This is a genomic window from Candidatus Paralachnospira sp. LCP21S3_A2 (genome assembly GCF_052118925.1).
Classification (GTDB): domain Bacteria; phylum Bacillota; class Clostridia; order Lachnospirales; family Lachnospiraceae; genus Lientehia.
The window spans coordinates 1-12,481 of sequence record NZ_JBQKGG010000027.1; the positions used below are offsets into that span (position 1 = coordinate 1).

The following is a 12,481-nucleotide window of genomic DNA, read 5'->3' on the forward strand; positions in this document are numbered from 1 at the left end:
GTGTGGAGCTGACTGTTACTAATCGGTCGAGGGCTTATCCAGGTGGTTTAGGAGTTTTGGGAATGAAATGATGTTGGACAATGTGTAGTTTTGAAGGTATAGGAATATCGGTTGGGTATCCTGGCCTTGTGAATGATCCTCGATAGCTCAATGGTAGAGCACTCGGCTGTTAACCGAGTTGTTGTAGGTTCGAGCCCTACTCGGGGAGCGATAAAAGCTCCACGGAGTTTTGAAAGAAAATAAGGCTCCATGGTCAAGCGGTTAAGACACCGCCCTTTCACGGCGGTAACAGGGGTTCAAATCCCCTTGGAGTCACTAATTAAATATGGCGACATAGCCAAGTGGTAAGGCAAAGGTCTGCAACACCTCTATCGCCGGTTCAAATCCGGCTGTCGCCTCTAAGCTCTCAGATGAAAATCTGAGAGCTTTTGTTTCATAAAACTTATTATTCTGTGAAATAAGATCGTTCTGCGGGGAATCGCACTGCATACAGCAGGGATTGTACAATATAAAATTTACACAAAAATCAGAAACACAGATGAAACTTGAGATTTATCATGGAGAACCATGATAGAGCGGCAAGGGTCATCTGTGTTATCTTTTTTTATGCAGAAAAGAAACTATGTTCAGAGGTGTAAATTTGTTTAGACGGATTCAATCAAAGCGTGGTCTTTTGTCCGCAGGCATGTTTTTTATTATTTTTGTGTTCATGGGGCTGTTGGTCTGGAGGATGAAAACACAGACATATGTGTATCAGCGATTCAATACAGAAACAACCAGTTATATAAAGGGAACGGTTACGGAAATTCTGGAAGAAAACAGTGAGGTTTCCGGAGCGGCGGCGGAATATGCAGCCGGGTATCAGAAGGTTCAGGTTCGGTTAAGTGAAGGAGATCATAAGGGAGAAATCCTGGAGATTGAAAATTATATCACGGCACAGCATCTGGTAAAGGTAACAAAGGGCAGCCGTGTAGTTGTCTGTGCGGATGAGCCGGAACAGGCGGAACCGTATTATACAATCTATAATTATGACCGGAGCAGTGGAATCCGGCTCATTGCAGCGGCGTTCCTGCTTCTGGTAGTGCTGATTGGAAAAAAACGGGGACTTATGAGCTGCATTGGGCTGGTGTTTACGATCCTGATGGTGGCGGGATATCTTTTGCCGGGGCTGTATGAAGGACAGAATGGATTTTTGCTGACCGTTATCACGGTGACGGCCTCCTGTGCGGTAACCTGCTTTTGCATTGGGGGATTACAGAAAAAAACGCTGTTAAATCTGATCAGTGCTGTTTTAGGTGGTGTGTCGGCGGGAGTGGTATATTGGATTTTTATGGCGATTCTTCATATTACCGGCTGCAATCTTGATGCAGCGGAGGATCTGGTACTGATCGCTCAGGTAACGGGACTTCGGCTGGGAGATGTCCTTCTTTCCGGAGTGATGGTATCGGCGCTGGGAGCAGTCATGGATGTGGCAGTTTCCATGGGAGCGTCTCTGGGAGAAATTTCCGGGCTGAATCCGGAGATGGGACGGACAGAGCTGTTCCGGTCCGGCATGAATATTGGACGGGATATGATCGGCACGATGACAAATACGTTGATCCTGGCTTTTGCCGGTTCTTCGCTGGCAACGTTAATGGTTTTGATCTCTTATGGAGTTCAGTATAATCAGCTGATGTCTTCGAATTTCCTGACGCTGGAGGCGGCACAGGGAATTGCGGGAAGTATGGCGGTTGTTCTGACCGTACCGATCAGCGCGGCAGTCTGCGCGGTTGGGTATGGTCATTTAAATAAAGGTTCGGAAAAACCTGAACCGGAAAAAGAACATGCTTTTAAACAAGCAGGACAAAAAGGAGAAATAGTATGAAGAAATGGAAACAATGTCTCGCGGCGCTGTTAGTCGGGGTAATGACATTTGCGGGCGGAGCAGCGACGCTGACTTCGGGAAAGACTGCTGAGGCGGCAGGAGAAACGGTTTATGTCAATGAAAACACAGTCTGGAGCTATCTGGACGATAATACAAAGCCGGCTGACGGCTGGATGAGCGAAAGCTTTTCCACAGAGAACTGGAAGACCGGAACAAAAAGCTTCGGTGCGAAGAGCGGGGCTATTGCAGATCTTGGCGGCGGCTGTATTCCCAATGTACTGCTGAACCAATACATTAACGGAACGGACGGAGATGATATTCCGGTGTTCTATTTCCGGACAACCTTCCAGGGGACAGCTGCGGCGGCAGACCAGGTATTAAAGGGCGCGCTGAAATATGATGATGCGGCAGTTGTATACCTGAACGGAACAAAGATCGCAGGCTTTGATGACGGAAGCTTTGATGCAAACGGTTACGGCGGCTCCAATGCCGGAGATCCCAAGACCGGTGAAATCCAGGCAGACGCAGCACTGGTGAAAAATGGAAGCAATGTGCTTTGTGTGGAGATCCATCAGGGCCGTCCCAGCAGCTCCGATATTTTCTTTGAGATGAGCTCCCTGAAGCTGGAGACAAAGACACCGGCAGAGACCGGAGGTTCGGAAAATCCCGGAGAAAACGGCGGCAGTGAAACAAAGGCAGCGGCTCAGGGCTCCGTATCGCTTACGGTAGGTGCATCGGGAGCATCAAGAAATCTGACCTGGTATTCAGACAGCACAGATGCGGCCTCTGTTCAGTATGCAGTCGCATCCGGAAACGAATTCCCAGCAGATTATACTGAGGTTCCGGCAATCATGACCGCAGCCTCCAATAAAAGCGGATACTACAGCTTCCGTGCGACTTTATCGGGGCTGCAGAAGGAGACAACGTATGTATACCGTCTTGTAAACGGAACTACGGTTTCTGCTCCTTATACCTTTAAGACCACTGGAACAGGTGCGTTCAGCTTCCTGCTTGCAGGTGATCCGCAGATCGGTGCCAGCGGAAACGCGTCAAATGATACAAACGGCTGGGGTGTGACATTAAAGAATGCAGCGGCAGCATTTCCCAATGCGGCGTTTCTGATCAGCGCCGGTGACCAGGTTAATACCGCGAACAATGAAGCACAGTATGATGGATATCTGGAGCACGCAGAGTTATATAACATGACAACGGCAACTGTTGTCGGAAATCATGATTCCTCCAACGCAGCATACAGTGAGCATTTTAACAACCCGAATGTGTCTGCGTACGGAAAGACCAATGCGGGAAGCGATTACTGGTATGTTTACAATAATGTACTGTTCATGAATTTAAATTCTAATAATCTCAGCACCGCAGAGCATCGGGCATTTATGAAGCAGGCAATCGATGCTAATCCCAATGTGGACTGGAAGGTGGTCGTATTCCATCATTCCATCTACAGTGTTGCAAGCCATGCATATGACAAGGACATTCTTCAGAGAAGAGAAGCTCTGGCACCGGTATTCAAGGAGCTGGATATCGATGTAGTGCTGATGGGACATGACCATGTATATACCAGAAGCTATATGATGGACGGACTGACCCCTGTCGTAACCGAGCAGGTGGAGTCCAGCGTGACAAATCCGGACGGAATCCTTTATGTGACCGTGAATTCTGCCAGTGGCAGCAAGTTCTATAGGATCAAGGATTCGGAGTTTGCATATGCGGCAGTGAAGAACCAGGAGAACATTCCGAATATCTCCAACATTGAAGTAACAGGCACTTCCTTCAAGATCACGACCTATCGTTCCACCGATATGAGTGTGGTGGACAGTTTTGAAATTCTCAGAAAGAAGGATGAGCCTTCCACAGAGCCGACAGAGCCCTCTGCTGAGCCGACAGAGCCTTCCACAGAGCCGACAGAGCCTTCTAGCAATCCGACAGAGTCTACAGCCGCAACAGATCCTTCTGTGAAAGAATCCACCACAGCAGAACCCACAAAAGCATCTCAGGAGCCGACAAAGGCAGGAGCAGCTGTAAGTGGCAAAGGAAATGGAACAGGCAATAACGGAAGCGGAACTGCTGTCGGAGCAGGAAAAGGTGTTGCTACCGGGGATAACACGGGATTATTCCTGTGGATCAGCCTTCTGGCAGCAGCTGGTGCGGCAGCGGCAGGAGTGACGGTTCTGATGAAAAAGAAAGAACAGTAAATCCGCGGCATAAAAATAAAACAGGAAGCAGGAGGCTGAAATGCCGACCTGAAAAAAGAACTCTGACTGGCCGGAGCATTTTCGGCAGCAGGGTTCTTTTCCATTTCAGAGGAAAGTTCGTCCTATGAAATAAAAAAATAGGAAAAAGCAATCGGTGAAAAGCTCTTAGGGAATGCACTGAGGGGAGGGAGGATTGCCGCTGTGTTGGATTTTTAATGAAATGTTAATGGAAATTGGGGAAAAATACTTTATAATAGAGAAAAAGTAAAGGAGGAGGAACTATGCTGAGGGATCATCTGGCAGTGGCGGAGCTTTTGAAAAATCTCATAAAGGGGAATACGGATCATATCAGCCGCGTAACGTATCGGCCGGAAAAGACGGCAGTCGGCGGGGAAGAGTCGGAGCATCTGGAGCGGTGTACGCCGGAGTCACAGGGCGTTTCCTCCCGTCATCTGGCAGCGTTTTTCGAGGAGCTGGCGGAAGATGAGCGGACTGATCTGCATCATGTGATCGTTCTGCGTCATGGAAAGGTGATCGCGCAGGCGGACCGGGCACCGTATCGGCGAGATGTGTGGCATACATCCTATTCCATGTGTAAAAGTATTACAGGCATGGCTATTGGCATGCTGATCGCGGAGGGAAAGCTTTCTCTGGAGGACAAGATTTATCCGATTCTGGATAAAAAGCTTCTGTTTACCGGTGGTCATCAGAAAAGTCTGACCGTGGAGCATCTGCTGACTATGACGACCGGTGTGACGTTTAATGAGACGGGAATCGTTTCAGGTGATGACTGGGTAACCAGCTATCTTCTGGCCTCTACCAGAGGAAAACCGGGAAAAACCTTTGAGTACAACAGCATGAATACCTATATTCTTTCAGCGATCGTGACGAAGATCACCGGAGAGCCCATGGTAGAATATCTGAGACCGAGGCTCTGGGAGCCATTGGGCATTCATCAGGTATACTGGGAAACATGTCCCATGGGGATTAATAAGGGCGGCTGGGGACTGTTTTTGACAACAGAGGATGCCGCGAAGCTTGGACAGCTTTATCTCCGGAAAGGAAACTGGGAGGGGCAGCAGCTTCTTCCGGAGTGCTGGGTGGAGGCAGCGACCAGTCATCAGGAGGATACACCGGAAAACATGGGACCTTATGGCTATGGCTATCAGGTCTGGCTCGGAGGGAGACCCGGCAGCTTTACCTTTAACGGTATGCTGGGGCAGAATGTGGTGGGGTATCCCGATCTGGATCTTGTAATTGCAACTAATGCGGGAAGTGATGAGCTGTTCCAGAACTGCGTGCTGCTGGACATTGTAAGGCGATATTTTGAGGTGGATTTTGAACCGGAGGAGATTCTCCCTGAGGATCCGGCGGCCCTTCGGAAGCTTCGGGATACAGAATCAGTGTTGGAACGGTTCGGAACCACAAAAAAGAAACTGCTGAAACGGACAGACAGGGCGAAGCTTCACAGCTGGAGAAGAAAGGGGAGTGCCGGGGAGCCGGAATTTTTATTCCGGGAGCGGTTCATGAAAGCCCTGAACGGAAAAAGATATCAGCTCAATGAGAAGCATGTGGGGCTCTGCCCGCTGGTATTTCAGGTTTTTCATAATAATTATACTGACGGGATCGGCAGTGCAGGCTTTGCTTTTGAGGATGGGAGGTTCTTCCTGCTTTTGGAAGAAGGGGAGCACATGCACCGGATCGAGGTGGGTTTCAGCCGGGCAGCAGAGACGGTTTGTCTGTTTCATGAGGAGCCGTATCTTCTTGGTGGGAAAGGCGAGATAACCTGCGATGAAGACGGATCGCCGGTTTTGAAGCTTAATCTGGCATTTCTGGAGGAGGCTGTGCGGCGGACGGTGAAGTGTTGTTTCCGAAATGGATATCAGGATTTGGAAATGCGGTGGGACGAGACGCCGGGCAGCAGGATGATCACGGAAGGACTGGATTCTTTGCTGCAGGATACGCTGAAAACCGGTCTGATGGATACACTGCAGAATAAAATCGGTGTAGATCTTCCGGCAATCTTGGTGGATCGGACGATCCACCCGGTTGTAACCGGACATCTGGAAGAGACTGTACGGCTATTTTGAGTGGGGATACAGCTTTGCTCCATAAGGCAAAAAGCGGAAAAGATCGACATAAGGCAAAAGCGGAAAATATAGGCTTGACAGAAACGTGAAATAAGATATAATGAAAATAGTAATCATTATCATTCTTAAAGATAAGGAGGGCCTATGAAAACGATGAAATACAGTCGCCAGAGGGAAAGTATTAAGAATTTCCTCTCGACCAGGAAAGACCATCCTACGGCCGATGCGGTATATATGAACATCCGTAAAGAATATCCCAATATCAGTCTGGGAACAGTATATCGGAATCTTTCCTTGCTGGCATCTGTGGGAGAAATCCAGACAATAAGCTGCGGAGATGGTGTTGATCATTTTGATCCAAATGCAGATCCTCATTATCATTTTGTATGCCGGGATTGCGGAGCAGTGAAGGATATTGAGATGAAGCCATTGGAAAATCTGGAGGCCATGGCGGCGGAAGGATTTGACGGTTCTATTTCCGGCCACACGGCGGTATTCTATGGCCGATGCGGGGAATGTGAAGAAAAGATGAGAAAAAGTCTTGACAAGAATGAGGCCGTGTGATATAAAAATAATAACAGTAATCATTACTGTTATATAAAAAGAACTAATAACCATTGTGTTTTTAAAGAAAAGGAGAAATTGATATGAAGAAATTTGTTTGTAGTGTATGCGGTTATGTATGGGAAGGCGAAACAGCACCTGAGAAATGTCCCCAGTGTGGAGCACCCGCAAGCAAGTTTACTGAGCAGGCAGGCGAGAAGACCTGGGCTGCAGAACATGTAGTAGGCGTTGCACAGGGCGCGAGCGAGGATATCATGGAAGACCTGAGAGCAAACTTTAACGGTGAGTGCTCCGAGGTTGGTATGTATCTGGCAATGGCAAGAGTTGCTCATAGAGAAGGATATCCCGAAATCGGAATGTACTATGAGAAAGCTGCTTATGAAGAAGCAGAGCACGCAGCAAAGTTTGCTGAGCTTCTCGGTGAAGTAGTAACCGACAGCACAAAGAAGAACCTGGAGCTTCGTGTAGAAGCTGAGAACGGCGCAACCGCAGGCAAGACTGATCTCGCCAAGAGAGCAAAGGCTGCAAACCTCGATGCAATCCATGACACTGTTCATGAAATGGCAAGAGACGAGGCTAGACACGGCAAAGCCTTCGAAGGCCTGTTAAAGAGATACTTTGGCTAATCAAACCTTATAAATCAAGGCTTTCCAAGAGGAGAGGGAGAAATCCTTCTCCTCTTATTTTTTGCTTGTGTCCTTCGGGTGTCCCGCTGCCGTTTTAAGATATTCAGATAGGAGTAAATGTGTCTTTGAAAAAAGTGTCCCTTATTTTTAGTTACTCTTCATCCATCAGAGAGACGAGCTTGTAGAAGCTCGTTCTCTTTGTATCGGTAAGTTCCATTGCCTTCTTTGCGGTAATTTCTCCCGCTTTCCAAGAGGCATAAACCTTATCCCAATTTGCGGGGAATGTGAGCGCGGGACGACCAAGTTTCTTTCCTTGTTCCTTCGCTGCGGCAATTCCTTCCGCCTGTCTCTGCTTGATAGTTGCGCGTTCCTGTTCGGCAATCGTTCCGAGAACTTCAATCAAGATGTTGTTTACCATCTCAAAAACCCACTCTTGACCCTCTGGCAAATCCATCATTGTGGTAGGAAGGTCGATAACCTTAAGGCGGATGCCGTTCTCTTTGAAGTAACGAAGCTCGTTATGAATGTCTGCCTTGTTTCGGGAAAGTCTATCAAGAGATTTAATAACCAAGGTGTCCCCGCGCCGTAAGATAGCCTTCTTTAATGCCTGATAGCCCGCTCTGTCCAAATCCTTGCCGCTTTCCTTGTCGGTGATGATTTCTCTTTCTGTTGCTCCAAGAGCCTTGAAAGCAGAAATCTGGCGGTCTAAGTTCTGGTCTTTACTTGATACTCTTGCGTAGTAATATGTGCGGCTGTCCATGTGGCGCGTCCCCCTTGTTCTTTATGTTCGTATTATATCAAAGGTGTTCGTAAATGTCAATGTATTATACGAATATATTCGCAAATAATTTTGTGTAATAAATGAACAGAAAAGTGCAGTGTTTTTGCGTGTTTGTAAAGGTGTACCTTTGCGAATAGTGAAAAGAAGAGCGGGACTCGCGCCCCGCTCCATATATCAATGCAGCATGAATACAAATTTTATTCAGCGTGTTTTAAAGACATTGCGGCATTACACCCATGGTCAACAAAATATTTATTGTCCATATAGGATGCATCGTTAAATTCTTCAACGATTTTATAAGTGCTTCCTTTGCAGCTTATGACATATGCTTGTGGGTCACCATAACCGCCGAAACTATTTTTAGCTCGGACAGTTCCTATAATTAACCATTCGTTTTCAGCGTCTTTAACATCTGCGTAACTAGCATCTGATAATTGAACAGAATCGGGGTCTTTGAATTCGTTCTTAATTCCTTCAACTACCGATTCATATGTAGGAGTATAGTCCTTTTCCGTTTTTGTTGAACTGCTTGTTTTTCCGCCACAAGCTACCAATGACATGGTCATAATCAGCACTAAAACAACAGAAATAATCCTCTTCATAACTTCACCATTTACCCCCGCACAATTTCCTTGAAGGTGTGCTTCACAATGTCGGGAGTACCTTTCATTTTAATGTATTTTGCAACGGTCGAGCCGCTGCGTCCGATTTTGCGACCAACAGCCGCATAGTTTCCAAGTTCCGCATAAAGATGATGCATTTCTACAATCTCCTGCGGCGTTACACGCGGCGCGCCCATTACTTCTTAGCGCGGGCAGGCTTGTCGGCAACAATTAAGCTCTTGTCTGTATTCTCCATGCAGATAGCCCAAATCTCTTTGAGATAGCTGCTGAAAGTATACTGTTTGTCACCGCCGCCGTCCTTGATGATACGATTCATCTCTTCCAGTTTTGCGGCATAGTTCCAAGGAACTGTAACTGTTTTCTTGTCGGTGTCGATTACGATACGCATGCGTTTTTCCTCCTTAAAACAAAAAATGTACGAAATCTGCCGCAAAGCAAATTCGTACATCCATTATATATATATATATATATATATATTGTCAAGAGTTTTGCCGAAATTTGTTGCAAAAACTTGCAATTCGTCAAATTTCAGCAAAATACATGTAATTTGCATTCGTATTTCGTGCAAACAAACGGAATGCATAAATAATTAGCGAAAACGACTGTATTCTCTTGCGGACGCATGCAAAATCATTATATTTCATTCAAATACGGAAGCGATAACGACAAATACATGTATTCTCATGGTGTCGCGGTTGTCCACGCAAATCCCGCTGCCAAATGCAGAAAAATTTATTTCCCATAATACATCCCCTGTCCCCCGCTCAAGCGGTCGTTTTTTGATTCTCATAAAAAATTTTGATAAAATATATATAGAAAGTAAATAAAAAATGCTTTCCGAAAATAAATTTTGTGATAAAGGAGATACCCGCATGAAGAATGTCCAGAAGGACTATATGTTCAACTATTTTATCAGCGGCATGGATAAAAAGATGCAGGCAACGCTGAATATGATGTACATGAATAGCATGAAAATTGATGAGATGAATCATCAAAGAGAAATGGAACAGATGAAGAAGGAAATCACAGAGGATGTCATGTCCCGCGTGTCCATTCAGCTTGAGGATAAAGCCTTAAGAGAGCTGCGCGACCTGCTCAACGATATTGGAAATTAAGGAGGATGCCATGCCAACAGTAACATACCCTAACCAGAGATTAGTAAACATCCACAGAGAGCGCGTGTCGTCAGACTTTTTAGGCATACAGAATGAAAACTGGATGGCTGCGGCGCGTGACTTAGGAGCGCACGCCACGCTGCTTTATCTGTATCTGGCATCTAATGCCAACAACTATCAGATTGCCTTGTCGCCCGCTGCCATCAGACAGGCAATCGGCATGGCTCGTTCAACCTTCCATGACCAGTTTCACCGCTTAGAGGATAAAGGCTATCTTGTTCCTTCTCATGGCAATACTTATGATTTCTATGAAGTACCAAGAGCGGGCAGCGGTCGAGATAGTAAAAGTAGTGAGTTAGCAGACGGACACAATTTTGAAAATTATCCAACAGACGGAAAGCCTATCAGCTTTGCCGACGATGATGTATTGTCAGAGGATATAGAAATAGATAATACTCTATCAGAAGATGATTTGACAAATATTAGAAAATTAGAGGAGCAGGAGGAGCGCATGAGACAAGCAGAAGGCTATTATCTTCCCACCTCTGAAACTATACCAATTAAACACGGAAATTTTTATTTCTAAGATATAGCAAGCCCGCGGGAGAAGATTTCCCGCGGGTCGTTTATTTCCGTTGCTTTCGCTGCGTCCGTCATTCGCTATTACAACGCGTTCAGATTATTGGCAAGGATTTCTATGCCCGACTTAGAAACAGCCAGATAATACCGCTCTGTGACCTTTCCGCTTGCGTGTCCCATCTGATTGCAAAGTATGTGTGTCGGTGTATTCATTTCCGCGAGGCGTGTGCCGTAAGTGTGGCGGAGATGATGGAATTTGAAGTCTATACCAAGAGCAGACTTGATTGTGCGGGAATGATACTTCATTGAATTGACGGTCTGTATCTTGCCGTTCGGCAAAGTGTTTACAAGTTGAAGGGACGAGAGGCAGCTGCCGTCTACATCTTTTATAAAGGTTTGATTCTGCTCCCTCTGCGCGCCGTATAATTTTATATCCGCCTCACGCCTGCGCGCCAGTTCTATGAAGTATTCCTTTAGCTTCTGGCTCATGTAGACCGTCCTGCGTGCGTTGCGTGTTTTTAGCGATACCAGTTTAATCAAGCCATTCTGATACTGCATCTGTCGGTCGATAATGATGCAGCCATTCTCCAAATCCACATTGCACCATTTGAGTCCGTAGCATTCATTGATTCGCAATCCGCAATACCTTCCAAGCATATAGGCGGTTTCTGCATTTGTCCCCATGAAATATTCATCTAACTTCTGGACTTGCTCTGTATCATAGGCGATGATGTCGGTTTCTTCATCCACCTTCATTTTCGGCATTTGAATGCGTACATCCTTTGTCATGCATAGTTTATTGTAGGTGTCCAGTTCCAGATAGCCGCGGGAGTATGCCTGTCCGAATATCAGATAGAACATTTTCAGAAAGCCTTCCACATACTTATACGCGCGCCCCTCAACATAGTACAGTTCCGTCAGATAATCATTGATTTCAGCGACCGAGATACCATCTATATACCGCTGCCCGAACCGCTCTGAAATATGATTCCGCCACAAGCTATCCTGCTTCTGGATGGTGGTATAGGCTTTCCCGCTCCGCCCATGCTCACAGTATTCTTCGTAAACCTCCTGCACGGTCATGCGGTGTTTCGGCTTCTCATTCAGCTTCGCTTCAAAGTCTATCATGGCAAGCTGCCTTGCTCTGATTGCCGCCTTCTGGCTTTTCAGCACATTGCCGTCTGCGTCTTTTGTACCTTTTCTGTTGACGCGCTTTCCGTCAATCGTTCTTGTGAATCGCCACGCCCAGTTTCCGTTTTCCAACTGATATACGCCCATGTTATAGTGTTCCGCCATGTGTTTTCCTCCTTAAGACACTTGCGGGACACTTTTTTCTATGCTATTATCCTTTTGGAGCGGGACACATGGTGTCCTAATCTGAATACGAAAAACGCTGAAATATCAAGCCTTACGAAGATGCGAGCGAAGCGAAGCATCTTATGAAATGGCTCGTGACGAGGCTCGCCACGGCAAAGCCTTCGAAGGCCTGTTAAAGAGATACTTTGGCTAAGCTACAAGCCATGCAAAATGGTAAAATAAACGTTCGGCAAGTTTACTTGGCCGGGCGTTTATTTTTGCCATTTTATACGGCGCTAGCCGTCCAGCGAGATGGAGCAAAGCGGAATCGAGCGGGCATGGCGAGTAGATCAGGCGTAGAGGGGGCGCCAGCCGTCCAGCGAGATGGAGCAAGGCGGAATCGAGCGGGCATGGCGAGTAGATCAGGCATAGAGGGGGCGCCAGCCGTCCAGCGAGATGGAGCAAAGCGGAATCGAGCGGGCATGGCGAGTAGATCAGGCGTAGAGGGGGTGCCAGCCGTCCAGCGAGATGGAGCAAAGCGGAATCGAGCGGGCATGGAAATTAAGGCAATCAGGGCTCACAGATTTGTTTACATAACATGCGTCGTCTGTTATAATACGAGAAAGGAGCTTCCTGTATAATAAAAAACGTGGATGTTGAAAATTGAAAATACCTCAGAGTACAATGAGACTACTGACTGGCAGGTTAGTAAAATCTTATTGAACAGAGAGGT

General features: G+C 46.7%; 12 protein-coding genes and 3 tRNA genes. 10 read left to right on the forward strand and 5 right to left on the reverse strand.

The window, feature by feature from the left end:
* Positions 1–136: 136 nt before the first annotated feature.
* From ACTQ3K_RS12190 to ACTQ3K_RS12225, 8 genes are all read left to right on the forward strand, one after another.
* Positions 137–208: transfer RNA gene (locus ACTQ3K_RS12190), tRNA-Asn, on the forward strand.
* 35 nt (positions 209–243) lie between these two features.
* Positions 244–315: transfer RNA gene (locus tag ACTQ3K_RS12195), tRNA-Glu, on the forward strand.
* Positions 316–327: 12 nt separating this feature from the next.
* A tRNA-Cys gene (locus ACTQ3K_RS12200) sits at positions 328–398 on the forward strand.
* Positions 399–730: 332 nt separating this feature from the next.
* Positions 731–1,864 carry a YibE/F family protein gene (locus tag ACTQ3K_RS12205; RefSeq protein ID WP_441568177.1) on the forward strand — a complete coding sequence of 378 codons (1,134 nt, stop codon included), beginning with the start codon at positions 731–733 and terminating at the stop codon, positions 1,862–1,864.
* Positions 1,861–4,074, forward strand: coding sequence for a metallophosphoesterase (locus ACTQ3K_RS12210; protein WP_441568175.1), 2,214 nt, complete (start codon positions 1,861–1,863; stop codon positions 4,072–4,074). Before ACTQ3K_RS12205 ends, ACTQ3K_RS12210 begins: the two co-directional genes overlap by 4 nt.
* Before the next feature lie 281 nt (positions 4,075–4,355).
* On the forward strand, positions 4,356–6,164 hold the full coding sequence (locus ACTQ3K_RS12215; protein ID WP_441568173.1) for a serine hydrolase domain-containing protein: 1,809 nt from the start codon (positions 4,356–4,358) through the stop codon (positions 6,162–6,164).
* Between the two features lie 144 nt (positions 6,165–6,308).
* Complete coding sequence (locus ACTQ3K_RS12220; protein ID WP_441568171.1) at positions 6,309–6,728, forward strand: Fur family transcriptional regulator; 420 nt, start codon at positions 6,309–6,311, stop codon at positions 6,726–6,728.
* Between the two features lie 83 nt (positions 6,729–6,811).
* On the forward strand, positions 6,812–7,354 hold the full coding sequence (locus tag ACTQ3K_RS12225; RefSeq protein WP_441568170.1) for an NADH peroxidase: 543 nt from the start codon (positions 6,812–6,814) through the stop codon (positions 7,352–7,354).
* Positions 7,355–7,505: 151 nt separating this feature from the next.
* Here ACTQ3K_RS12225 and ACTQ3K_RS12230 read toward each other — a convergent pair whose 3' ends face one another.
* The 4 genes from ACTQ3K_RS12230 to ACTQ3K_RS12245 form a co-directional block, all read right to left on the reverse strand.
* Positions 7,506–8,114, reverse strand: coding sequence for a recombinase family protein (locus tag ACTQ3K_RS12230; protein ID WP_441568169.1), 609 nt, complete (start codon positions 8,112–8,114; stop codon positions 7,506–7,508).
* Between the two features lie 218 nt (positions 8,115–8,332).
* On the reverse strand, positions 8,333–8,737 hold the full coding sequence (locus tag ACTQ3K_RS12235; protein WP_441568167.1) for a hypothetical protein: 405 nt from the start codon (positions 8,735–8,737) through the stop codon (positions 8,333–8,335).
* Positions 8,738–8,748: 11 nt separating this feature from the next.
* The gene (locus tag ACTQ3K_RS12240; protein WP_441568165.1) at positions 8,749–8,895 is read right to left on the reverse strand and encodes a hypothetical protein; all 147 of its coding nucleotides are present in this window, start codon (positions 8,893–8,895) and stop codon (positions 8,749–8,751) included.
* Positions 8,896–8,933: 38 nt separating this feature from the next.
* Entirely contained in the window at positions 8,934–9,146 is a 213-nt protein-coding gene (locus tag ACTQ3K_RS12245; RefSeq protein WP_441568164.1) for a hypothetical protein, read from the reverse strand.
* A gap of 484 nt (positions 9,147–9,630) precedes the next feature.
* Between ACTQ3K_RS12245 and ACTQ3K_RS12250 the strand changes: the two genes are divergently transcribed.
* Both ACTQ3K_RS12250 and ACTQ3K_RS12255 read left to right on the forward strand, forming a co-directional pair.
* Entirely contained in the window at positions 9,631–9,873 is a 243-nt protein-coding gene (locus tag ACTQ3K_RS12250; RefSeq protein ID WP_441568162.1) for a hypothetical protein, read from the forward strand.
* A gap of 10 nt (positions 9,874–9,883) precedes the next feature.
* The gene (locus ACTQ3K_RS12255) at positions 9,884–10,459 is read left to right on the forward strand and encodes a hypothetical protein (protein ID WP_441568160.1); all 576 of its coding nucleotides are present in this window, start codon (positions 9,884–9,886) and stop codon (positions 10,457–10,459) included.
* A 77-nt stretch (positions 10,460–10,536) separates the two neighbouring features.
* On the opposite strand, the gene ACTQ3K_RS12260 is transcribed toward ACTQ3K_RS12255, so the two are convergent.
* Positions 10,537–11,748: a tyrosine-type recombinase/integrase gene (locus ACTQ3K_RS12260; RefSeq protein WP_441568158.1), complete on the reverse strand. Its 1,212-nt coding sequence runs from the start codon at positions 11,746–11,748 to the stop codon at positions 10,537–10,539.
* Positions 11,749–12,481: the final 733 nt, after the last annotated feature.